This window comes from Paenibacillus sp. J31R109, from assembly GCF_059692055.1.
Genome location: NZ_JCAUAR010000003.1, coordinates 491,656 through 515,352 on the forward strand (window position 1 = coordinate 491,656; position 23,697 = coordinate 515,352).

General features: G+C 45.7%; 26 protein-coding genes and 1 other annotated feature (1 of these 27 only partly in view). Of the genes, 5 read left to right on the plus strand and 21 right to left on the minus strand.

Features of this window, described 5'->3' with window-relative positions:
- Positions 1 to 2: 2 nt before the first annotated feature.
- On the minus strand, positions 3 to 1,331 hold the full coding sequence (locus AC58QT_RS12020) for an ArsB/NhaD family transporter (protein WP_497409178.1): 1,329 nt from the start codon (positions 1,329 to 1,331) through the stop codon (positions 3 to 5).
- Positions 1,332 to 1,557: 226 nt separating this feature from the next.
- Between AC58QT_RS12020 and AC58QT_RS12025 the strand changes: the two genes are divergently transcribed.
- Positions 1,558 to 1,938 (plus strand): TIGR04086 family membrane protein, encoded by a 381-nt coding sequence (locus AC58QT_RS12025; protein ID WP_310502863.1) that lies wholly within the window; start codon positions 1,558 to 1,560, stop codon positions 1,936 to 1,938.
- 97 nt (positions 1,939 to 2,035) lie between these two features.
- Positions 2,036 to 2,875 (plus strand): phosphatase PAP2 family protein, encoded by an 840-nt coding sequence (locus AC58QT_RS12030; protein WP_497409179.1) that lies wholly within the window; start codon positions 2,036 to 2,038, stop codon positions 2,873 to 2,875.
- A gap of 59 nt (positions 2,876 to 2,934) precedes the next feature.
- Here the strand turns inward: AC58QT_RS12030 and yajC are convergent, their stop codons facing one another.
- From yajC to AC58QT_RS12070, 8 genes are all read right to left on the minus strand, one after another.
- The gene (gene yajC / locus AC58QT_RS12035; RefSeq protein ID WP_497285595.1) at positions 2,935 to 3,249 is read right to left on the minus strand and encodes a preprotein translocase subunit YajC; all 315 of its coding nucleotides are present in this window, start codon (positions 3,247 to 3,249) and stop codon (positions 2,935 to 2,937) included.
- A 15-nt stretch (positions 3,250 to 3,264) separates the two neighbouring features.
- Positions 3,265 to 4,404 carry a tRNA guanosine(34) transglycosylase Tgt gene (gene tgt, locus AC58QT_RS12040; protein ID WP_497409180.1) on the minus strand — a complete coding sequence of 380 codons (1,140 nt, stop codon included), beginning with the start codon at positions 4,402 to 4,404 and terminating at the stop codon, positions 3,265 to 3,267.
- 48 nt (positions 4,405 to 4,452) lie between these two features.
- Positions 4,453 to 5,532: a tRNA preQ1(34) S-adenosylmethionine ribosyltransferase-isomerase QueA gene (queA, locus tag AC58QT_RS12045; RefSeq protein ID WP_497409181.1), complete on the minus strand. Its 1,080-nt coding sequence runs from the start codon at positions 5,530 to 5,532 to the stop codon at positions 4,453 to 4,455.
- Positions 5,533 to 5,541: 9 nt separating this feature from the next.
- Positions 5,542 to 7,719, minus strand: a complete 2,178-nt coding sequence (locus AC58QT_RS12050; protein WP_497409182.1) for a SpoIID/LytB domain-containing protein — start codon at positions 7,717 to 7,719, stop codon at positions 5,542 to 5,544.
- Positions 7,720 to 7,907: 188 nt separating this feature from the next.
- Positions 7,908 to 8,915, minus strand: a complete 1,008-nt coding sequence (gene ruvB / locus AC58QT_RS12055) for a Holliday junction branch migration DNA helicase RuvB (protein WP_310502868.1) — start codon at positions 8,913 to 8,915, stop codon at positions 7,908 to 7,910.
- Between the two features lie 32 nt (positions 8,916 to 8,947).
- On the minus strand, positions 8,948 to 9,577 hold the full coding sequence (gene ruvA / locus AC58QT_RS12060) for a Holliday junction branch migration protein RuvA (protein WP_497409183.1): 630 nt from the start codon (positions 9,575 to 9,577) through the stop codon (positions 8,948 to 8,950).
- Positions 9,574 to 10,077, minus strand: coding sequence for a crossover junction endodeoxyribonuclease RuvC (gene ruvC / locus AC58QT_RS12065; RefSeq protein WP_310502870.1), 504 nt, complete (start codon positions 10,075 to 10,077; stop codon positions 9,574 to 9,576). The genes ruvA and ruvC overlap by 4 nt, the downstream gene beginning before the upstream one ends.
- A 171-nt stretch (positions 10,078 to 10,248) precedes the next feature.
- Positions 10,249 to 10,911, minus strand: coding sequence for a BofC C-terminal domain-containing protein (locus AC58QT_RS12070; protein WP_497409184.1), 663 nt, complete (start codon positions 10,909 to 10,911; stop codon positions 10,249 to 10,251).
- A gap of 109 nt (positions 10,912 to 11,020) precedes the next feature.
- Here AC58QT_RS12070 and AC58QT_RS12075 point away from each other — a divergent pair, with 109 nt between their 5' ends.
- Both AC58QT_RS12075 and sigW read left to right on the plus strand, forming a co-directional pair.
- Positions 11,021 to 11,185 carry a hypothetical protein gene (locus AC58QT_RS12075; RefSeq protein WP_497409185.1) on the plus strand — a complete coding sequence of 55 codons (165 nt, stop codon included), beginning with the start codon at positions 11,021 to 11,023 and terminating at the stop codon, positions 11,183 to 11,185.
- A 245-nt stretch (positions 11,186 to 11,430) separates the two neighbouring features.
- Positions 11,431 to 12,042, plus strand: a complete 612-nt coding sequence (gene sigW / locus AC58QT_RS12080) for an RNA polymerase sigma factor SigW (protein ID WP_310502873.1) — start codon at positions 11,431 to 11,433, stop codon at positions 12,040 to 12,042.
- Positions 12,043 to 12,113: 71 nt separating this feature from the next.
- Here the strand turns inward: sigW and AC58QT_RS12085 are convergent, their stop codons facing one another.
- The 5 genes from AC58QT_RS12085 to AC58QT_RS12105 form a co-directional block, all read right to left on the minus strand.
- On the minus strand, positions 12,114 to 13,382 hold the full coding sequence (locus AC58QT_RS12085) for a LysM peptidoglycan-binding domain-containing protein (protein ID WP_497409186.1): 1,269 nt from the start codon (positions 13,380 to 13,382) through the stop codon (positions 12,114 to 12,116).
- A 189-nt stretch (positions 13,383 to 13,571) separates the two neighbouring features.
- Positions 13,572 to 14,438, minus strand: coding sequence for a prephenate dehydratase (gene pheA / locus AC58QT_RS12090; RefSeq protein ID WP_497409187.1), 867 nt, complete (start codon positions 14,436 to 14,438; stop codon positions 13,572 to 13,574).
- Positions 14,435 to 15,412, minus strand: coding sequence for a homoserine kinase (gene thrB / locus AC58QT_RS12095; protein WP_497409188.1), 978 nt, complete (start codon positions 15,410 to 15,412; stop codon positions 14,435 to 14,437). Before thrB ends, pheA begins: the two co-directional genes overlap by 4 nt.
- Positions 15,413 to 15,465: 53 nt before the next feature.
- Positions 15,466 to 16,752, minus strand: coding sequence for a homoserine dehydrogenase (locus AC58QT_RS12100; protein WP_310502877.1), 1,287 nt, complete (start codon positions 16,750 to 16,752; stop codon positions 15,466 to 15,468).
- Positions 16,753 to 16,781: 29 nt separating this feature from the next.
- On the minus strand, positions 16,782 to 17,234 hold the full coding sequence (locus tag AC58QT_RS12105) for an ACT domain-containing protein (protein WP_056610603.1): 453 nt from the start codon (positions 17,232 to 17,234) through the stop codon (positions 16,782 to 16,784).
- Positions 17,235 to 17,431: 197 nt separating this feature from the next.
- On the opposite strand from AC58QT_RS12105, the gene AC58QT_RS12110 reads away from it, so the two are divergent.
- Positions 17,432 to 17,941: an NUDIX domain-containing protein gene (locus AC58QT_RS12110; protein ID WP_497409189.1), complete on the plus strand. Its 510-nt coding sequence runs from the start codon at positions 17,432 to 17,434 to the stop codon at positions 17,939 to 17,941.
- A 68-nt stretch (positions 17,942 to 18,009) separates the two neighbouring features.
- On the opposite strand, the gene AC58QT_RS12115 is transcribed toward AC58QT_RS12110, so the two are convergent.
- The 7 genes from AC58QT_RS12115 to rplU form a co-directional block, all read right to left on the minus strand.
- Positions 18,010 to 18,990: a C40 family peptidase gene (locus AC58QT_RS12115; RefSeq protein ID WP_497409190.1), complete on the minus strand. Its 981-nt coding sequence runs from the start codon at positions 18,988 to 18,990 to the stop codon at positions 18,010 to 18,012.
- Between the two features lie 163 nt (positions 18,991 to 19,153).
- The gene (locus tag AC58QT_RS12120) at positions 19,154 to 20,227 is read right to left on the minus strand and encodes an anthranilate phosphoribosyltransferase (RefSeq protein ID WP_497409191.1); all 1,074 of its coding nucleotides are present in this window, start codon (positions 20,225 to 20,227) and stop codon (positions 19,154 to 19,156) included.
- Positions 20,228 to 20,384: 157 nt separating this feature from the next.
- Positions 20,385 to 21,689 carry a GTPase ObgE gene (gene obgE / locus AC58QT_RS12125; RefSeq protein WP_497409192.1) on the minus strand — a complete coding sequence of 435 codons (1,305 nt, stop codon included), beginning with the start codon at positions 21,687 to 21,689 and terminating at the stop codon, positions 20,385 to 20,387.
- Between the two features lie 15 nt (positions 21,690 to 21,704).
- Entirely contained in the window at positions 21,705 to 22,460 is a 756-nt protein-coding gene (locus tag AC58QT_RS12130) for a Spo0B domain-containing protein (RefSeq protein WP_497409193.1), read from the minus strand.
- Between the two features lie 191 nt (positions 22,461 to 22,651).
- Positions 22,652 to 22,966 carry a 50S ribosomal protein L27 gene (gene rpmA / locus AC58QT_RS12135; RefSeq protein ID WP_036742986.1) on the minus strand — a complete coding sequence of 105 codons (315 nt, stop codon included), beginning with the start codon at positions 22,964 to 22,966 and terminating at the stop codon, positions 22,652 to 22,654.
- A gap of 4 nt (positions 22,967 to 22,970) precedes the next feature.
- Positions 22,971 to 23,324 (minus strand): ribosomal-processing cysteine protease Prp, encoded by a 354-nt coding sequence (locus AC58QT_RS12140; RefSeq protein ID WP_497409194.1) that lies wholly within the window; start codon positions 23,322 to 23,324, stop codon positions 22,971 to 22,973.
- 11 nt (positions 23,325 to 23,335) lie between these two features.
- Entirely contained in the window at positions 23,336 to 23,647 is a 312-nt protein-coding gene (gene rplU, locus AC58QT_RS12145; protein ID WP_028555793.1) for a 50S ribosomal protein L21, read from the minus strand.
- 13 nt (positions 23,648 to 23,660) lie between these two features.
- Positions 23,661 to 23,697, minus strand: a sequence feature (ribosomal protein L21 leader region); it runs 52 nt beyond the window's last position.

Sequence of the window (23,697 nt, forward strand, 5' to 3'; positions counted from 1 at the left end):
AATTACAACAAGAATAATTTGAAATATACCGTAGAAATCAACAGTAGAATGAAACAAATCGGTGCCGCTACGATGACATATTCACTTTGTTTTAACTTAACACCGTCATGATAGGTAAATGATGCTGCGTATAAACTTGCGATTGAGCTGATTAGCGTTACGCCACTTCCGATTCCACTGCCTACGATCAGTGCCCACCAAATAGGCTGCGTGGAAACCTCTACGAGCTTCTCCATCCCATCAACGATTGGAATCATTGCTGCAATGAACGGGATGTTATCCATCATCGCCGCTCCGAAGCTATTTAACCAGAGCAACAATACCGTCAAAAAAGGGATACTTCCTTGACTTAACTCAAGTCCCCTGCTGGCAATAAAGCCCGCAAAACCTGCATACGTTAAGCCACCAACCATGATGAACAAGCCTAAGAAAAAGAGCCATTGCGTTTCTTTTACATGATGCCAGACCGCCACAAAGTCTTTGTTTTTCATCGTTTCAACGATATCTTTGTAATTGAATGCGAGCGCTGCAATCGCTCCACAAGCTGCAATATAAGCTGGGCTCCAAGCTAGTACACCATGGAGGCACAAGACAAGCAAAGTCACTCCCGTTATTAGACTGCTTCCCCATACAAAGATGCGATTTGTTGATACATACGAACTTGGCTTCAAACTGAGCAGTTCTCGCATATGAGCTTCAGCAGCAACCAAGCGCTTGCGATAGATGATCCACATAATGAGATAAACAACAGCTAACAGCAAGGAGATTAGCGGAAATAGCTTGAGGAACATCTGCCCTGCTGAGACATGTCCTGAGGCTCCTAGCATTCGGCTAGGAAGATTGCCCATGATCGTTGCCGCGCCGCCGATATGTACGGATAAGAGCATGGCGATTAGAAATGGAGCCGGAACTAATCTCATTTTTCTAGACGCGATAATGATAAAGGGAACGATGACCACGACAGCCATTAGACTGTCCAAAAGTGCCGAGATGAGTGCTGCTAGAAGGGATAGGCAGATAATAAGTGTTAACGCACGCATACGGTATTTCCGCACGATCGAACTCACGATATAAGAAGGAATCCCCGTTTTCTGAAAAAGAGTCGATAGTATAAATAGGCTCACGAGATAAATAATGATGGACCAGTTCGCATAGTTAGATAGTGCTTGATCTAGGGGGACAATACCCAAAATCAGCATCAAACAGGCTCCACCTAACGCGGTATACATGCGATCCCACTTTTCAATCAATATACAAACGTATGCAGCTGCAAAAATAAGCAATGCCGCTAGGGCTTGCCACATAGCCGGACCTTGAGAGAATTCAGTCATAAATAATCACACTCCTTTGAACGATAGTTTGTACTAATTCTATGTACTTGCCCATACAATGATGATGAGAAATCCTTTATCGAGGCAGTTCAATGATGAGCGACCGCGTTTAGAGGTAAGATTTATCGCCAATAGGAGCATAGTTTTTCGGCATCCGAAAACTTATACTTTCCTATGTGGTAATGAAGCGTTCGAATATAGGAAAGGAATGATGCCTGTGAACCCTATGAAAACGGTCAGTCCCATTCGAATAACATCGCCATTATTTTCAGGACTTGTCTATTCTTTCACGATGATGACCATCGGAACCATTGTGACCTCCCTGTTTTTGCTATTAACAAGCACGCAAGAAAGCTCCTTGCACACACTCACAACAATCATCCATGCGGTCTCCTTATTTATTGGAGGATGGGTTTCAGGGAAGCGAGCAGGAAACCGCGGCTGGTACCACGGGGGCATGGTCGGCATCTTTTATTTCATTCTTATTTTCTTGGTCGGTTTTCTGGCTTTTGACGCAGGGTTGAATCTTCAATCCCTTCAATTACTTGGCATTTTATTCGCAGCTGGGGCGCTCGGTGGCATACTTGGTGTAAATACTCAGAAATAAGTCTTTTCCGTGAAGATTGCACTTCCCCCCTGTTGAATGTGGTATAATGTCATAGTTATTGCCGCACAAAACTTCCAAAATATAGGGGGGATACAACATGAGCCCTTTTCAATCTATGACGCATGCGACAGTTTATATTGTACTAACAATCTTCGCTTTTGTAATTATCGCAACGCGAAAGAGTCCATACACCATTGCGAGCTCCTTTGTTCAAGAGATATTCACTTCACGCAAATACCTTCTTCATTTCATCGCGTTGCTTATGATATTAATGTTTAACAAGATGGAAATGGCGATTGAAAAAGGCATGCAATACAAAGCTGATTTTACAAAGTCTATCTACGGCATTGAAGGCGACTTTGTAGCATCGATTCAGAACTTCTTCCACAATGATGTTCTAACCGTGATCAGCAGTTACTTCTATGTAATCATTTTCCCCTCCATCATGATTACTTCCATCGCTCTTTATACGTACCAGAAGAATCATAAGCTTTTCTATGCGGTCTGCTATGCTCTCATGTTCAATTATATGATTGCCATTCCGTTTTATCTCTTTTTCCCAGTGAACGAAGTATGGTTTTTCCATCCCAAAGTAGATCTTCTTATTCTAGATGTTTTCCCAACGTTTGAGCAAGACTACAGACCGTTATCAGGTCTCGACAATTGCTTCCCAAGCTTACACACTTCCATTTCTGTTTCCATGGCCGTCATCGCTGTAAAAAGCCAAAACAAGTTTTGGAAGATTTTCGTTCCTTGCTCCGCAGCCTTTATTATTTTCACAATCTTCTATCTAGGTATCCACTGGTTATCGGATATGTGTGCCGGCGTTGTACTTGGTGTCGTAGCTGCTAGAATGGGTCTTCGTATTGCCGAAGGTCGTCTCATCCTTGGTGAGCGCGCACTCCTCAAGCGCCGTGTTAAGAATAACGAATATTAAAACTGTATAAGAAAACAAAAAGCGAGAGCCTATTATAGGACCTCGCTTTTTTAATTTTCTTATTCCTTAGCAGCAGGCGTTTGTGAAACCGCATTAACTGCGGAGCGATCAAATGTCATCTTCGTTGCATCGTTGACACGAAGTACGCAAATGTCATCTGTAATTTCTACAATTGTGCCATGAAGTCCGCCAATGGTTACTACTTTATCCCCTTTTTTCAATCCTCCGAGCATTTGACTACGTGTTTTCTGTCTTTTTTGCTGTGGACGAATAAGTAAGAAGTACAGTACTACGAACATGAGCACTAAAGGCCCGTATGTATACAAATATCCTACTGCACCAGTGCTTGCAGCATCGTCAGCCAATAGAAACATAGGTCTCCTCCTCTCTTAAAATCCTCTTTCATTATCATTCAGCCCGTAAGCGGCAAAGAAAGTATCGCGGAAATCGAGTAATCGATCTTCCTTAATGGCTTCTCTTACTTCACGCATGAGCTGTAGTAGAAAGTGAAGGTTATGAATCGTCGTCAAGCGAATACCGAACGTTTCATCTGCTTTGATCAGATGGCGAATATAGGCACGACTATAGTTCGTGCACGTATAACAGGAACATTTGGCATCTAGCGGGCCGAAATCTGTTGCGTATTTCGCATTACGAATAACAAGACGTCCTGAACTTGTCATACAAGTCCCATTTCTAGCAATCCGCGTAGGTAACACGCAATCAAACATATCAATGCCTCGGATAGCGCCTTCAATTAATGCGTCTGGCGAGCCAACACCCATCAAATAACGCGGCTTGTTCGCAGGCATAAGCGGTGTTGTGTAATCAAGCACTTCATACATCAAATGCTTAGGTTCTCCAACACTCAGTCCACCAATAGCATACCCCGGGAAATCCATGGAAGTCAACTGCTCCGCGCTTAGCTTACGAAGATCCTCATGCATGCCGCCTTGAATGATAGCAAACAAGCCTTGATCCTGAGGTCTAGCATGGCTTTGCAGACAGCGTTCTGCCCACCGCGTCGTACGCTCTAGTGATTTTTTCACGTATTCGTATTCCGCAGGGAACGGTGGACATTCGTCGAAGGCCATCATAATGTCAGAACCAAGTGCATTCTGAATTTCCATCGCTTTCTCAGGAGAAAGGAATAACTTATCCCCATTCAAATGCGATTTGAATGTGACGCCTTCCTCCGTAATTTTACGCATATTGCTAAGGCTAAATACTTGAAAGCCCCCACTGTCCGTCAAAATGGGACGATCCCAGTTCATGAACTTATGCAGTCCGCCTGCTTCTTTCACAATCTCATGTCCAGGACGAATGAACAGGTGGTACGTATTACTTAAAATGATTTGAGCGTCCATCGTTTTCAATTCTTCCGGGCTCATCGTTTTCACAGTGGCTTGCGTGCCTACTGGCATAAACGCTGGCGTTTCAACAACGCCATGTGGCGTATGAACGCGGCCTAAGCGGGCGCCTGATTGTTTACAAGTTTTAATCGGTTCATAGGTTACTGCTGCTGTCATGATATCCACTTCCTATTCTAAGCTTGCTCTATCGTTCATTTGAACTTCTTAATAAATTAACATTGCATCGCCAAAACTGAAAAAACGATACTCCGCTTTCACAGCTTCTTCATATGCACGCATCACATTTGACTTCCCAGCTAGCGCACTAATTAGCATGAGCAGCGTAGATTTCGGGAGGTGAAAATTCGTCAACAACACATCAACGACACCAAATGAGTAGCCAGGATAGATGAAAATCGACGTCCATCCTTGTGAAGGTTGAATGAGTAATGGCTCGCCTGCTTGGTGGCCAAGCTGCTCACGTGCTAAACCAGCCGCGGTCTCCAACGTCCGTGCCGATGTTGTTCCGACAGCAATGACGCGTTTGCCCGCTAATTTGGTTTCATTAATCAGTGAGGCTGTTTCTTCGGACAAAATATAATACTCGGCATGCATTTGATGTTCTTCAATCTTGTCCACAGATACGGGGCGAAAAGTACCCAGGCCTACATGTAGCGTCACAAAAGCTAGACGAATACCTTTATCCTTGAGTCTCTCCAAATAGTCCTCTGTAAAATGCAAGCCAGCCGTTGGCGCGGCGGATGACCCTTCATGCTTCGCATAGACGGTTTGATAGCGTTCCCGTTCAGATAACTGCTCCTTGATATAGGGTGGGAGCGGCATCTCGCCTAACCGATCAAGGATCTCATTGAAAATTCCAGTGTAACGGAATTGCAGTATACGGGCTCCCATGTCGCCAACCTCTACGACTTCTGCCGTCAAAAGAGGTTCACTGCTCTCGTCAGCCGTTGTGCCAAAAATGGCAACAGCACCAAGCTGCATACGTTTGCCAGGCTTGACTAATGCCTCCCAACGATCTTCGCCAAGCGGCTTCAACAGTAATAACTCCACTTTCGCGCCCGTATCTTTCTTCATACCAAAAAGCCGCGCTGGAATGACTCGTGTATCATTCATCACGAGTAAATCCCCGGCTTCTAAGTAATCAATTAGATCTTCGAATGAGCGATGAGCGGTTTCTCCTGTTTCTTTGTTCAGCGTAAGCAGCCTAGACGCCGTGCGTTGTAGCAGCGGCGTCTGGGCAATTAATGATTCGGGTAATTCAAAATCGAAATCTTGTACTTCCATCAGATAGATTCATTCCTTCGTTATGTTGACCCCAGTAAAGTAAGTCTGAAGTATTTTTTTGTAATCGTAGCCCTTTTCCGCAAAACCTTTTGCGCCCCATTGCGACATACCTACACCATGACCAAACCCGGTTCCTCGGAAAAGTATTTGGTTGCCTTGCAAGGTAATCGATCCCTTGGATGGAATTCCCGGAGTCGCCGGCCCTGTCGGTGCGAGCTTGCTAACGCCTGAGCTGCTAATCGTCATAGCATCCTGTTTCTTCACCGCAGTTGGCCCAGACTGATTGCCAGCTAGCGCATAAAAGCTGTCCGCTGTATGCGAGACTACCCCCGAGCCGCTCAGAATCGAAATGCTTGGAACATTCGGGCTAGTACCAGTATAACTGCCTGCACCTTCTATTTCAAACAGCGTACTAGGCAATCCGCCAAGTACCGTTCGAATTGCATCTGGATTCTTCACATTGACGACAACACCATTCGCTTTTATCTCGATAGCTCGGCCAGATGGACCCCTTTTAGACACTTCCAGAGAAGTTAATTCGCCTTTAATCGATATCTTTGCCGCTTCAAGTTTACTCTTCATTTCACTTAATGTATAAGGACCTCGTATCCAGGAATACGCGTTCGATTCTTTCTCCTGCCCAAGAATAGACACTTTCTCTTTAAGAGCCAATTTCGCAATGGCAGGGTTCGCACTATTATCTACATAAGGCGATTGTCGCACATTGACGTCCTTCTCCGTAGATTCAAAAATCGCCTTACCAGATTTGTCCTTCTGTCCAGTGTCCTTGAGATACATGCTATGTACAAAGCCTATGCTGCCGTCTGTCAGTTGAATTTGATACCAGATGGCCTTCCCCTGTTCGGCTCCTTCATCCGGGCTAGGTACACTTCGAAGGTAGTCCACTGCATTGCCCCATGCTTCCGTAGGATCTGCGGTTACCCCTCCCGCATTGGACGCGAATACAGGTGAAATCAAGCCTCGCTTATCAGAAATCACTTCATCCTTCGTAGCATCGACAGCTTGGTTGCCTGCCGTAAATTCTTTATCCAATCCATAATAGGCCTGGTCTTGTGTGGTATCCGTCACCTGTGCAATCTCATATTTATTTCCTTGATAAATGGCAAAGGTACGGGCTGCCACAGCTTGAGCCTTCAACGCTTCTGTTGGCCATTGTGAGTTAAGTTCAGCACCCATAACCCCATATAAGTACTGTTCCATCGGAACTACATTGATTAAAGCTAATCGATCATGATACATGCTTAACTCCATATCACCTCGAAAGTTGCGATCCATACGCTCTTTCACTGCGATCCCCAACTTCTTCGGATGCAGGATTGTTTTCTGTTCACCTGCTCCTGTCACATAATGAGCTACGGAAGATGTCGGAGAGGTTGTGACCGTTACATCCGACCTGCGAATTAAGTAAGGGGCATTCGTGTTCGCCTTTTGGAGAGGCACGCTAGGGACAGCTTTGAGCGCCGCTTGCTTCACAGCCTCCAAATTGGCATCTGTCGCTTCGTTGCCTAACCAAACACTATAGCCAACCGTGCCAGCGCTATCCGCTTGTAAGACCAGATCTGCCGCTAGGCCTGCCTGGGTGTACAACGCGATTTGCTGCTGTGCTGCAGCCTCTGTAGCAAATGTCCCCGCACTCAAGTGGAGAGGACCACTGACGGCAGGAACCGCATTTTTCGTCAAGGCGGCTACCGTGGTATCCTTTAATGCTTGAGTCGCAGCAGCATCGGCTTCAGCTTTCGTAGGCAAGTTTCCGTAGAAAACTTGGTATACCGTTTTACCCAACTTGGTACGACTTAACACATAGCTTTCTTCTGGCATAACGTTCAGTTTAGCATTCAGTGCTTTGGCAGCATTGAAATCAGACGTTTCCAGCATGATCGTACTGTACTGATCCAATGATATCCGAATGGACGTATCCGAGATTGAAGCCCATGGCTTTGCCTCTGCACTCGCTGAATTACGAACACCAATATCAAATCCACCAGGAGAGGAAAGTGAAACTAGCGGCTCTATCTTTTTATAGTTGCTAGCATTAATGACAAGGGCAACACGAATCTGATCCAGATGCTTAGCTCCCGCCGCATTGGCTTCAGATTCTCCGTAAGAGATGGCTGAAAACGTTACTGCTGCTGTAGTTATGAGGGCAATATGCTTTGCATAAATCATCTTTCGTCTTCCAAACATACAGGTATCGTATCCTTTCTTTCTCCGTTCATCTAGTAATGTAGACTCTAGCAAGAGACAGAAGTTTTGTTCGTTCGCAGAAAAAATGACAAAAAAAGCTAATGCCCGCCCTTCCAGCAGCGGCAAAAGCTTACAATTGTCCATACACCTATAGAGGAATTGCGTACGATTTACCGTTGCTCCGGAACGGGTAAACCAAGATGGTGATAGGCTTGCGGCGTCACGATCCGACCTCTTGGGGTGCGCTGCATAAAGCCGATTTGGAGCAAGTAAGGCTCGTATACATCCTCAATTGTTTGGCTTTCCTCACCAATCGTTGCGGCGATCGTTTCAAGCCCTACAGGGCCCCCCTGGAAGCTCTGAATAATCGCGCGCAGCATTTTATGATCGATTTCATCAAGACCCAGATCATCAACCTGCAGCAGGCGCAATGATTCTTGCGCGAGCGCCATCGTAATCACGCCATCGCCTCTTACCTGTGCAAAATCGCGAACCCGCTTCAGCAAACGGTTGGCAATACGCGGAGTTCCACGCGACCGCATGCCGATCTCGCGGGCAGCCTCACCCACGATGCCGACCTGCAGAATGTCGGCTGTCCGACTGACGATGTAGCTGAGCTCATCGACGGTATAAAACTCCAAGCGACTGACGACACCGAAACGGTCGCGCAGCGGCGCAGAGAGCAGCCCCACGCGTGTCGTGGCGCCGATCAAGGTAAATGGCGGCAGGTCGAGACGCACAGAGCGTGCGCTTGGCCCCTTGCCGATAATAATATCAAGGGCAAAGTCCTCCATCGCAGGGTACAGCACCTCTTCCACCGTTCGGTGGAGACGGTGAATCTCATCGATGAAGAGCACATCTCCCTCCTGCAGATTCGTCAGGATGGCAGCAAGATCTCCAGGCCGCTCAATGGCTGGCCCGGAGGTTGTACGGATATTCACGCCAAGTTCATTGGCGATAATGTTGGATAGTGTGGTTTTGCCAAGTCCAGGCGGCCCATAGAGAAGTACATGATCTAAAGCTTCTTTCCGCAGCTTCGCAGCTTCAATGTAGATCTTGAGGTTCTCCTTGGCCTGCTTCTGTCCGATGTATTCAGCCAAAAAACGCGGACGTAGACTATACTCGACCACATTGTCTTCCATCATAAAATTAGCCGATATGATTCGGTCATTGTCCATGGTGTCCCTCCTTCTTTCACACGATCAGTTGCTTACATGGTAAATAAGGCTTGCAAAGCAAGCTTCACTAGCACATCAACGGAATCCGATGGTCCAGCTTTTGGCTTCACCTGCAACCAAGCTCGATCGACTTCTGCTTCTGTATAGCCAAGTGTCATTAAGGCTTCCTTGGCTTCGCTCCATGGCAGCCCGCCTTCCGTTAATTGTGCGGATCCGACAACACTCAGAGCGACAGCTGCTTCTGGACTTGAGAAGCTTACAGATCCCAGCTTATCTTTCAAGTCTAAAATAATCCGTTGAGCCGTTTTCTTCCCAATGCCAGGAAGCTTCGTTAGAAACGCCAGATTTTCTTGGCTGATCGCCAGAATGACCGCTTCAGGCCTGCCACCAGCAGCTAGAATACCCAGTGCTACTTTGGGACCAATACCGCTCACATCCAGCAATAAGCGGAATAAGGACTGCTCATCACGTGTCATGAAACCGAATAGGAGATGCGCGTCTTCCCTTACATGGTAATGAATGAACATGGTGAGATCCTCATTGTCCATGTGGGAAAGTGCATAAGGATTCGGACAGAACACACGATATCCAACCCCGTTAACATCGAGAACCGCATAATCACTTTCACGCGCTGCAACCTTGCCTCGTAAGAAATCTATCATCGTTTCCTGACCTCATTTATCATAGATTGAAGTGAAGAGGAATGGGCATGACAAATAGCGATAGCGAGCGCATCAGCGACATCATCTGGTTTCGGCACTTGTGACAGCTTCAGCAGAATCTTGACCATCTCCTGCACTTGCTTCTTCTCTGCATTCCCATATCCTACAACGGCTTGCTTTACTTGAAGCGGTGTATATTCAGCAATCGGCAACCCGGCCTGGACACCAGCAAGTATCATCACACCTCGCGCCTGGCCAACGGTGAATGCCGTCGTTACGTTTCTATTAAAAAATAATTTTTCAATAGACATCACATCAGGTTTATATTTCTCTATCAATTGCACTGTAGCATCATAGACATCTTTCAATCGGATACCAGGATCCGTGTGTGCTTCCGTTTGAATCGAACCATATTGTACCGGAATAAGCTTACTGCCGATTTTATCAATAAAGCCAAAACCTACGATCGCGATCCCTGGATCAATTCCTAGAATACGCAAAACATTTCTCTCCCATCTAAAAAAAAGCGAACATATGTAGTCATTTCATTATAGCAGACATAATAAACAGCTACAACGGCCAGATTGGAGTTCTACATTTTAACAAAAAAAGAGATAGGCTCGGGATTTCCCGAAGCTATCTCTTCGATTTTATCTATGGTATTGTTGAAACTAGGGACGCGACATGGCACCTTCTGTAACTTCCATGGCATAATCGCTGAATGTAGATAATACGCTATTATACTCCTCTATATCAGTGACTCGGATTCCCTCATGCAGCTGAGCAACCGTATCGGTTGGCAAACTGCTTTCTAACTGCTGAATATTGAGCTGGAAAAAGGTTCGAATAATTTGATTATTTGCAGGTGTACCGTTGAATAACGACAAGTTACTGCTGCCATCAATTCCAAATACGGCTTTTTCTTTGCAGGTTGGAGACAGATCATCAATGTTATCTGTAAAGACAACCTCGCCAGAGTCCTTGATGCTTAGCAGCCAACTAGGATGTTGTTTCTGAAGCGCGAGTAATTCTTGTGACGTATGCGAACCCAATGGACTGCGTTCTTCTCCGCAGACGTAGGACTTGAGCAAATAGCTTTCCCTGCGATCCGAAATGGCTTGCAACAATTTGGTCGCTTCCTGAAGACGTGCATCATCCTCCGGCGCTAGACCAGCAATGGTTGCTCGGGTGGCTACACGCGAGTTTGACTGCTCTAGATGACCTGCTACAATCCAGCTAATCGCAACAACCAGAACGAACATCCCTAAGGTCAACCAACTGCGCTTCCAGCGTAGTCTCTTCTTTAATTGCTTCAAGAACCGGTATACGTTCACGTTATCCCCTTCTTCTTGTTTTTTCGTATTGTTTCCATTTGCAAGAAGCCCTATACATCATTTACCATAGAAGAGAATGAAACCAATCAAGACGGATGGTGAACTTACCATGAACGAAAGAAAACCAATTAAACGAACAACTCTCCTGATTATAGGTGTCGTCCTATTCTGGGGAAGCGTAGCGTTATGGAACGAAATTAATAAGATCGGACCAGCTCCTTCTGGTACAAATACCACTTCGATCTCGCAGTCCAATCCGAGTCCCCACTCCTAGCAGAGAGACTTTGACTTCGTCAAAGATTCCTATGAAGTGTCACGAAACTTACATGAATTCGGTAACAAATGGTTATAATCGGACTATTCCTCTCATTTGAATTTGACTGTAGCCACAGAAATGATATAGTCAAAGATAGATGAAAAACTCTCATAGGCATACACGAATGACGATATATATGAAATAAGCAAATGAGACTGGTCTTCACCTTTTCTCTAAACGACAACTCTAAGGAGGGAAACATCATGAATGTGGCAGAACTTCAATTAATTCAATTATCCAGACGGGGCGATCGCAACGCTTTCGTGGAGTTAGTCGAGCTCTACCGTAGTAAAATACAAAAGCTAGCGTTTCGGATGCTGCATAACCGTCCTGATTCCGAGGATATTGTCCAAGAAACCTTTATCCGGGTCTACTTGAATCTAAACCACTTTGATGAAAGCCAGAATTTCTCAACTTGGATTTATCGGATCGGAAAAAATGTTGCCATTGATTTACTTCGCAAAAAAAGGCCCGTACAATCCCTTGATGCGGAACTAAATGATTTTGATGATGATTACAGTTACTACAGTAAACTGGCCAGCCAAGATCAATCGCCGGAACACGCTGTGCTTCAAACTGAAATTCAAGAGCATATGCACGCATCCATTAATAAATTGGCGGACAAATATAAAGGTATCATCACCCTGTATTATCTCGAGGAGCTTTCCCTTCAAGAAATTAGTGAACGAATGAACTTGCCGATTACGACAGTGAAAACTCGGTTACATCGGGGGCGTGAACTTCTTCGCAAAAAGTGGGGAATGAATTTCGTAATTGGTCTAATGACGTTTTTCACATTGGGCATGATCGCTTAAGAGCCCTTCCCCATACAAAAAGCCTCAAATCACGATGAACATCGCGATTTGAGGCTTTTTGTTATTTCAATTTAGAAGTTAATCCATGGACTATTCGGTTTGCTCACTTCACGCTTCTCTGTAGCCCCTTGTTGTTGCTGCAAGAATGCGCTCAAAGCCGATGCTCCTGATAGCCTTACTTTTCGTGCTGAGCGATGTCCGCTCGACTTAGGTTTATCCGCTTTTTGCTTATCGCGAATCGTAATATCCACTTCTGATAAAGTATCAGTTACCTTCTTCAGTTCATGGGTATGAACTTGGGGCAACAAGGATGACTCTTCAAAAGGTGCGTGCTGTCCTGCTCCTGCATAAGGAATACCATACGGGTTGTGCTGATGGGCATAGTGCTGTGCCATAGGGTGATCATACGGCATCGGCGGCGGATAGAAAGCTGGTATAGCTTGCATCTCTTGTGGCATCGTGTCCCAAGGATTACCCATAGGTACATTGCCGAGATGGGCTGGATAATTCATCCACTGTTGCTCATTCATTGCCGGGCCACCGCACCCACAGCCTTCATCGACGACGGTCACGGGGGCTACCATCGTTGGAAGCGGCTCACAAGGCTCTTCCTGAAAAGGCGAATAGGCCGACGGGTACGTCATTGCCTCATGTTGCTGCTGTTCAGGATAAGCGAAAACCTCTGTAGCCGTGATGTGAAATTGTTGAAACGGATGTACCGCTTGCCCATAAGGCTCATGTAGCCCATGTTCTTCCATGACAGGGGCTGGAATAATCGGAGACGTCATCGGTACTTGCTGAGGCATTTGCGGCACAGCGGGTACCGTTTCACCCAGAGACAACGGTGGAGCTTCAACAACAGGCTCTTGCGGGCTCGGGATCACAGGCTGGACATAGGCATCTGTTGGCGGCATCACAGGCATCGGTGTCGGTGTAAATGGCTCCGTAGATAGCTTGGAAGTATGATGATGCATGCCATGCTGGTTACTATGCGTATGTCCATGCTGCATTTTAGGAACAAAAACAATATCTCCCGTCATAAGTACATTTGGATTCTTCAGGTGCGCATTCGCTTTAATCATCGCTTGCAATGGCACATCCCAAGCTTTCCCAAGCTTCCATAGACTGTCACCCTGCTGGACAACATGTTTATAAACAAAATCAGATGCAGGTGGATCAGCTGGTTTAACGGATGATGGAATCTTCACTTTCATCCCAACATCAATCTGATTTGGATCAGCGATTTGCGGATTAAGCGCAATGATCTGGTCTAGGGTGGTGTGGTATTTTTTTGCTAGCTCGTACAGGGTATCGCCTTTTTTGACAATATGGATTTTCAAAACCCTACCTCCTTAAGAAAAACTGGTTTCGTAAGCATCTCCTTCGCGTCTCTCTTCCAATCACAGTAACTTGGCCGCGTCAGCATTCGCTTATTCACACTCATGATATTACAGTTTATGCACGTTCCTAGGCTTTTGCCCCTGTCGCACAAAAAAAATCCCTGGCGTCCTAAACGCAAGGGATTTGTCTTAAGAACTTATATACGAATAGCTTGGATAACAACCCAGAATTCGGACCTGACATCCAATCGCTTCGATCTCTTGAATAGCTGAAGGTAAAAGAACAGAGTCCATCGTACCAACAATATCGATATAGAAATAGTATATGCCAAGCTTCTTTTTCGTCGGCTTCGATTCAATCTTCGAAAGGTTGATTCTCCGCCAAGCAAATGCAGACAACACCTGATGTAAACCACCAGGATAATCGTCTGGTAAGGTGACAAGGATTGTCGTCTTAATGATCTCGGAGGACTTCAACTCCGATGCCTCTTTACCAACGAGTAAGAAGCGCGTCATATTATCCTTATGATCTTGAATTTCACGCTGCAGCATGGGCACGTTATAATTCTCCGAGGCGATAGCCGTCCCAATTGCAGCTACGGTTGGATCCTGAAGCGTAGATACAATACGAACTCCCTCAGCCGTAGAGCTCACTTGTTCAAACTCGGCCTCACGCAAATATTGCTTCATAAATTGATTGCACTGGGCAGGAACAACTTGATGAGACAACACTTTGCGAATGTGTCGGTAAGGATTCGAAGGATCAACGTCCATATCCGGATTCGGATACCCAATTAAATTCATATCAATCGGGAATACCCATTCCGCTCGGATCGGCAGGTCAACTTCATGAACAAGCCAATCTACGTGTAAGTGTACAGAACCCTCCAATGTATTCTCAATAGGAATCACACTCAGATCCGTTTCTCCAGAAGCTGTTGCATTAAATACCTCTGAAATCAACTTATACGATACATACGTAAAATTCTCGCCTAGAAAATGACGCGTAGCCTCCTCTGAGAAGGTACTTGGTCCAAGTATAGCCACTCGTTTCATGCAAGCACTTCCTTTTCCACTAGAGAAAGAAGCCCCTCGTCACCGCTTTGAAGTTCGGTTGTCGTCACACCTTCTTGGCTTGGCTTTAGCCATAGCAGTTGGGCTTCAATGCCTTCCTTAGCCAATGTGCCCTGAAGGAACGCTTCTAGCTCCGTTTTCTTCTCACTGCGCCCATCAACCAGCGCTAGCATCGTCGGTCCCGCTCCGCTCAAAGCAACACCAAGCGCGCCATGATCTTCGCATTCATCCAATAATGTCTTCATGCCAGGGATGAGTGCCGCGCGGTAGGGCTGATGCAAGCGATCTTTCATCGCATGACGGATCATGCCGAGGTTGCCTGTGCTGAGCGCAGCAACCAGCAACGAGGAGTGGCTAAGGTTGAACACCGCATCCTTCATCGATACATGCTGCGGCATCACACCTCTCGCCTTTTCAGTCGATAGCTGGAAGGCTGGTATCGCTACCAGCACCTCCAGATTGTGATCGGGCTCAATGCGGATCGATTCTGCCTTTACTTCGTCCCAGAACGCAACGACGATCCCGCCGTAAATGCTTGCGCCCACGTTATCAGGGTGCTTCTCCAGACGCGATGCGATTTGAAAGAGCTCATAGGTTGAGAACTTATTCCCTATAAGCGCATTCGCTCCTGCAAGTGCGCCTACAATTGCCGAAGCACTGCTTCCTAACCCACGCGTAAGTGGAATCTCACTATACATGGTAATCTCAAGCTCAGGATGTGAAACGCCTGCTTTATCAAAAACCATTTGAGCAACCTTATAGATTAAATTCGATTTATCCGTAGGAATGCCACTCATCTGATCGCCAATTAATTGTATTCTCGTCTGATCAGAGATCGCCATATCAATCCAAGCATATAAGTTCAAGGCCATCCCCAGAGAGTCAAAGCCGGGACCCAGATTCGCCGTGCTTGCCGGTACTTTCACCCGTACCTTTTGTTCTGTCTTGTAGCTCATTTCGAAATTGCGCCTCTTTTCACTCAAAATATACGGATACGCCGTCCAACAGCTTATCCTTCTACTCGATACACACTCTTAATCGCATGAATGACATCCATCGATTTGAATTGATTCAATACATTCTTCATGCTAGCTTGGTTCGCATCATGAGTAATAATGATGATTTCAGCCTTTGGATTGGATGTATTCGGATGTTGGAAGACGGACTCCAAACTAACTTCATGCTCAGCAAAAATTTGTGTAATTTGCGCAAGTACCCCTGCTTTATCCTCAACATGAAGCAAGATGAAGTTTTTGGACGCGATTTGTTCGTCTGTTTTGAGCTTCTTCTCTTTGTAAGGTGCTTGTACCGTACGACCATTAATACCTAATTTCAAATTACGTACAACGGCTACTAGATCCGCTACTACGGATGTTGCAGTTGGAAGTTCGCCAGCACCTGCGCCATAGAACATCGTTTCACCAACGGCTTCACCAGTTACGTATACGGCATTGAAGACACCATTTACGGATGCTAGTGGATGTGAATTTTTAACCATTGTCGGTTGAACGCTAACCGAAATATGGCCATCATGATTCTCAGCGATACCCAACAGCTTCACTTCGTAGCCTAATTTCTTCCCGTATAGGATATCTTCCTTCGTTACCTTGGAAATCCCCTTCGCTTCAACATCACTCAATGCAACGTTCGCGTGAAAACCAAGTGTCGATAGGATCGTCATTTTACGAGCAGCATCCAAGCCTTCAACATCGGATGTCGGGTCCGCTTCCGCGTAGCCCAATTCCTGTGCTTCCTTCAGCACATCCGCATACGCCGCGCCTTCTTGACTCATTTTCGTCAAAATATAGTTCGTTGTGCCGTTCACAATACCCATAATTTTCGTGATACGATCAGAAGAAAAGCCTTCTACAAGCGCACGAATAATTGGAATACCGCCTGCTACGCTCGCTTCATAAAACACGTCGCAATTATTCTCAGCCGCTTTCGCCAAAATCTCAGCACCATGCATCGCCATAAGATCCTTATTGGCTGTAATGATGTGCTTACCATTTCCAAGTGCTGTTAGAATGTGTGCTTTCGTTGCTTCAACGCCACCCATGACTTCAACAACGATATCAATGTCACTATCGCCAATTACATCCCATACATTCTCTGTTAGCTTATCTGCATCCACAGAGATGTTCCGATGCTTGGATTTATCTTGTACAAGGATTTTGGCAATTTCAATCACTGAACCTGTTTGACGTTGCAAATCCTCTTGATGTCCTTCAACAATACGTACTACACCTGTTCCTACAGTACCTAAACCTAGTAAACCAACCTTGATGGGCTTCATTTCATTACCTCCTGAATTGTATGCTATCTTTAACTGCCTTGACCGATGACCATGGCACGCTTAACTCCATCTTGTGCTCCTAGGCGATCCACAATTTCTCGGATCTCTTCACCCATGGATGAAATTTCAAGTGATATAACGACGTTCGCCATGCCTTGTAATGGAATCGTTTGGTGAATGGTTAATACATTGCCATCCAGATTAGCGATAAGTGCGAGTACACGGGATAATATCCCGGACCTATGCTCTAAATCCATTGAAATCGTAATAATTCGCTCGCGTTCTAGCTTACTGAGCGGATGAATACCATCTTTATACTTATAGAAGGCGCTTCTGCTCAGCCCAACTTGCTCAACGGCGTCGTGAATTGTCTTCACTTCTCCCCTAGCAAGTAACTCTTTGGCCTGTGCTGTCTTAAGAACACCTTCTGGAAGAATATCCTCGCGGACTAAGTAGTACCGCTCAGGTCCGATGTGCTTCATGGTTGGAAGGAACTCTTTGCTCTCCGGCACCTAACTACCGTCCTCTCCAAAAAGACTAATGTTTCCCTATAGAGGACATTATATCGAAACATGCCCCGTGAAGCAATAGGCAAAATGCATCCAAGCATTCGCCTTTGCAGCCCCTTCCCTTTCTATGATAAGCTGAAATGGAACCAACAACGTGAGGGGAACTCTCGATGATTACATTACGCATGATGTCTACTGCACTTTTATGGAACAAAAATAACGAGCTCCTTATGATGAAGCGCGCACTCACGCGCACGCTCTCCCCTGGCTTATGGGCAGCGATTGGCGGTCACCTCGAACCGCATGAAATCAACCAACCAAGAACAGCTTGCTTTCGTGAAATATGGGAAGAAACAGGCATTGAGCAGGACGAAATTCATGACTTACGCCTTCAATATGTCCTACTTCGGCTCAATGGCCAAGAAATACGCCAACAGTTCTTCTACATTGGCAATACCGATGTAGATCCACGTATCATTACGTCTGAAGGTGACCTGCATTGGATTCCCAAAGCATCTGTTTTAGACCGTCCGATGCCATATATTTTTCGCTGTTTGCTCGAACATTATTTCAGCGTAGGCCCAACATCTCATCCCTGGATTGGCTCAGCGGGGATTCATTCGGAGACCGACGCTCCAACTATTCATTGGAATCCTTTACTGGATCCGATGCAAATCTAGGATTACACAAAGAGATTGCACAAAGAGCAGACAACGATTTCTCGTTATCTGCTCTTTGTTTGTAGTGCCTATAGCGCACTGCCTCCGAATAAGAAGCGATACTCCCAGTGGCGATTGGCGATGGAATCGATTCGCACACCGCCGCTTTCTTTGGAATACGTGGATAAAATCTGGCCATTGCCTAGGTAGATAGCAACATGCGTAATCGTCTGGTTCGACTTATTTATGCCTGCATAATTGGACTTTGCTGTGCCTTTGTAGGACATGAAGAACATCAGGTCGCCAACCTTGAGGTTATGCCAATCCGTAACATTGTGTCCAAGTGACTTTACAAACGCGCCTTGACCTCTAGAGTCTGACGGTAATTTCAATCCAATGCCATCTAAGTAAGCCTGACGTACAAAATCTGAACAATCAAACGTCGCTGTATTATCGCGACTAGAACCATATTCATAAGGTCTTCCTAAGTATTTCTTTCCGGCAGCAATCACCTTTTGAATCTTTTCACTCGTTGATCCTCCACTGCCGTTCCCAGGGGATGTTGCACCACCAGAAGTTGTAACGTATGTAGGGCTTGTGCTTATGTATCCTTCACGACCATCTGAAGCTTTAACTTTATACCAATAGGCATTTACTTTTTGCAGGATCTGCACCGTTTCTCCCACCTTCAGATACCGTATGCGAGTTGCATTCTGATCGGCAGCTGTACGGAAACTCACGCTTGCGACGATGCGTCCAGTTCCAGTTGCTGGTGTTGTCGTTTGACCGTTTGCTTTTATGTACTTCGAACTCGTTGAGACATATCCGAGTGTACCATCCGTAACTTGAACGCGATACCAGTAAGCATTTACTTTTTCAATAATGGAGACAGGCTCACCAGCTTTTAAATAGCGGATTCGAGGTGAATTTTCATCTGGACTTTGTCGAAAGCTCACACTGCTAACAACTTCACCAGTGGTTGCAGCAGACGCTGCTTTAGGTAATGGGACGGTAATAGCCCCAAATATAAGAGATGGAATAAGGGCAAATGCAAGTAATTGTTTCTTCATGTTGTAGGCCTCCTAGCGATTTGTACTTACGAATGACAATGACACTAGTAAATGGTAACATATCCATTGATTAAGGTTTAGCTGTAACATCTACCAATTTTGCTACCCCCACAAAAAAAGACCCCCCATTCGCTGTCTAAGAACCAGCTTCTTGGTAAGGTCTTCAACCTATTCTCGATGAGGAATCGTCGTTATCTGATACATCCTGCAGCTTCAAATACTGACTCTGATCAATCCAGCGCTGCATGGTTTTTTGTGCTTCTTTCCGCTGTAGTAAGGCTTCCGCAAGCTGAAAGCCCTCCTCATAACTATCCACTCTATCAAACCATTTCAATCGCAGCCCCGTATTAAAAATGACATGATCCCGTTCCCGTTTGACTTCCACGCCATCCTCACCTGAAATAATTCGCTTCACCATGGATATCTGATCTTCCTTAGCAAGTAAGGGTAAGGCTGTACTCGTGAAGCCAAACTTCGACGGCTCAACACTGCGGGACTCATCTCCCCAAGGAGTCACAATGCGCATCGTGCTGTTCTCATAGAGGGGTAAATCCTCAGAACCATCAATCCCACTAATAATATACGCTTGTTGAAAGCCCGATCGCATCGAAATAGGAATTAGGGACTCCATGGCTTTACGCTGCTGCACACCAATAATTAAATTTGTAGACAGCACAGGATTCAATACTCGCTCAATGGTATCAATGACCGTTCGTATGCCTAATTGTTCTCTCACCTGCTTCAGTCGCCCTATTGGCGGACACAGCTGTTCGGTAGGCAGGAATCCAATGTGCAAATGAAATAGCATAGATTGCCACGCCTTCACAGAAAGTTGAACAGCTACACCAAAGCTCTCAACAATTTCCTTCAGTGCTGTCCCTTGCCGCGAAGGAAGTGCATCACCGCCTTGTATCACCTGTGTGAAGCCCACTGAAGCAAGAAGAAGGCTAACAGGCAGCGTGATAGGGAATCGCTTTCTCCCCTCTGTAGGACCAATGGCAGTAAGCGAGTTCGGCTGAGCGTGGTAATTCAAAGCGTAGCTGCGAAAGACATCAATAAAGGCCATCAACTCATCATCTGCTTCCCCTTTCATACATAACGCCATTAAGAATGCTGCACATTGCGCGTCTGTTGAATCTCCCTTCGCCATTTCACTGGCAGCATCCAACGCCTCATCATAGGTTAAATCCCGCATCCGTGTTTGATCGGAACCCATTGCTTGAATCCATCGCTTCATCACGCTCCTCCTCCCATCTCATATGTTATATTTACTTACATTAATTTGTTTATATATCTAAAATGGTAATGCTTTTAATAGTGCATGTCAAGTATTATGACATTTGTCATATCAAAATGAAAAAAGCACCTATCCCGAAGGGATAAGTGCTCTTGTATTATAAATTATTTTCGTCAAACTCGAAGTCAAAATCACCAATTTGAATCGTCTGTCCATGGACAGCACCGCGTCTACGCAACTCATCATCAATGCCCATGTTACGCAAAATACGTGCAAAGCGCGCGATCCCATCTTGGGTCGTGAAATTCGTCCGCTTAATTAATTTCTCAATGGACGGACTCTCGATAACAAAGACATCATTATCACGGCGAATCGTGAAGTCGTTCTCTTCGCGTTTCTCAAAGCGGTATACTTTACGCTCTTCCGTCCCAGCTACTCCCTCAACCTCAGGAGCGTTCGGAATGCTTTCCACGATGTCAGAAATCTTGTACAGAAGATCTTGAACGCCATCGCGTGTTAACGCTGAAATTGGATAAACCGTGTAATCTTTACCATCAGCAGCCAGTTGCTCTTTGAACAAGACCAAGTTATCTTCCGATTCTGGCATGTCCATTTTGTTGGCAACAACAATTTGAGGACGTTGCTCCAACTTTGCATTATACAGTTTGATTTCTTCATTGATTTTGACGAAATCTTCATAAGGATCTCGTCCGTCCGCAGCCGACATGTCCACGACATGTACAATAACACGCGTACGTTCTACGTGACGCAAGAACTCGTGGCCAAGGCCTACGCCTTCATGAGCCCCTTCGATCAATCCTGGCAAATCCGCCATAACGAAGCTTCTGCCATCCCCAACATCCACGACACCTAAATTCGGTGTTAACGTTGTGAAATGATAAGCAGCAATCTTAGGCTTCGCGGCTGAAACGACCGACAATAACGTGGATTTGCCCACGCTCGGGAATCCGACAAGTCCTACGTCCGCCATAACCTTCATTTCTAAGATGACCCAACGCTCGACGCCTTCTTCACCATTCTCGGCAATCTCAGGAGCTGTTAGGCGCGCCGTTGCAAAGCGTGCATTTCCTCTTCCGCCTCGACCACCTTTGGCAACGACAACCTCTTGCCCATGACGTGTCAAGTCAGCAATCACTTCTTGCGTATCATCATCAATGATTGTCGTCCCCGGAGGGATACGAACGATCATATGTTCCGAATTAGCACCATGCATCGTTTTGTTGCGGCCTTTCTCGCCGCGATCTGCTTTAAAGTGCTTTTGATAACGGAAATCCATTAACGTCCGCAAACCTTCATCTACTCGAAAAACAACATCTCCGCCATTGCCTCCGTCACCACCGGCAGGGCCGCCATCGGGTACGTACTTCTCACGACGAAAAGCAACTAAACCGTCACCACCGTCGCCACCTTTTACAAAAATCTTCGCCTTATCAACAAACATTTCTACACCTCAACTTTATATATGAAACGGCAATCGTAGTGTGACACCTGCTTCTTCTTCATGCCAATCCTCATTCTCAAGCGAATACTGGGAACCCCTCGATGAAAAACGTTGTAAAACAGATTGCTCAAGTTGCTCCCGTCTATAGGGGCCTTGATATACAAAATCAAGCAGTAGGCAATCGTCTTGAACATCAAACTCCAAGCTGAGTGTGCCACTTTCCCCGTCTTCAAATGCTGTATGTTCTTGGATGCACGTCACCATTTGCCGAACCAAACGCTCGATCAGTCCGTGCTGAATCTGGAGTTGTCCAAGATTTATTTCTTGTTCGACTTCCACTTGCAGCTCTAGTGTCTTCGACTGCACGCGGAATTGGAGCAAGTAAGCAATGAAAGATGGGATCCCCAGCTTGGAGAGATTGCTTTCCTGCTGCATAGTCATTTTTATTTTTTCCATATAAGGCCTTAAATTATCAAACTTCTTCATTTGAATATAGCCAAATAAAATCTGGGTGTCATTCATCCAATCATGACGCAATCGATTGACTACGGCAATCAACTTTAGATCGTTGTCATGCTCTTGCTGCCTCTGCGCCAAGCGCCACTTTTCTTCCATTCTACTCGCCTCTAGTCTCCAAGCGGTATAACCACTCACGAGAATGATCAGTAGAAACGACACTCTGATAATCCAGGGTTCTGTAACCAACATGCCAGTCAAGCCTATGAACACAAGTGCTAATAAATAGACTTGTGTGCTGCCCAATTGCTTCATTATCCGCCCGCCCCGTTCTCCCCGCTTTGTAACCGTTCATCCAGTATATCATGATGGCTGGAAAACTTCACCAAACAAACGAGAAAACCTCCGCCCTCGACCATCCGAAATGAGTGATCACGGTTAGAGGTTTTTCCTTGTATGCCTGAGAAAAAATCCCTGGATGAACTCTCGCTCACCAGGGATTCTAATTACGCTTCTAGAGCTGCAGCTACTGGAGCTACATCAACTGGGTATACGCTCACTTTTTTGCGATCGCGGCCCAAACGCTCGAATTTCACTACGCCTTGTACCAAAGCGAAAAGTGTATCATCCGAACCGATGCCTACGTTCGTTCCTGGGTGAATTTTCGTACCGCGTTGACGGTAAAGAATACTTCCAGCAGTAACAGTTTGACCGTCAGCACGTTTAGCGCCAAGACGCTTAGAGTGTGAGTCACGACCGTTCTTTGTGGAACCTACCCCTTTTTTGGAAGCGAATAATTGGAGATCCAATTTCAAAAACATGGTGTTATCCTCCTTTGTGATAGATTGTTTCAATCGTTATATAATCACCGTAAGTTTGTTCAATCGTTTGTAACATAACGACCATCGATTCTATAATTAACTGCACTTGATTCCACGTTTCAGGCATGTCACGCGCACTTTCTGGGATGGTTACATCCACAAGTCCTCGTTCCATTTCGTGAATGGGAATCACACCGGTTAGCGATACGATCGAATTAATAGTACCAACGGAAACCGCCGATACCGCGGCGCAGACCAAGTCTTTGCCAGGCACGTCATATTCAGCATGTCCTTCAACTACAAAAGAAAGAATGTGAGGTGAATCCGGTGCAAGACGTTCTATGGTCACGTAGATCATAGGCTTGTCTCTTACGCTTGGATTTTCTCAACTACTACTCTTGTGTACGGTTGACGATGACCTTGCTTTTTGTGATAGTTCTTTTTCGGTTTGTACTTATAAACGATGACTTTTGCGCCTTTGCCGTGTTTTTCCACTTTCGCGGAAACTGAAGCACCTGCAACCAATGGAGCACCTACTACTAGGCCATCCTCTTTGGAAACCAAGAACACACGATCAAAAGAAACAACCTCACCTTCAGCAGCGTTCAATTTTTCGATGTAAAGAACATCGCCCTCTTGAACTTTGTACTGTTTACCACCTGTTTCAATAATTGCGTACATTTTCACTTACCTCCTCATGTCTCAGACTCGCCTTGTGCAGGTGACGGAAA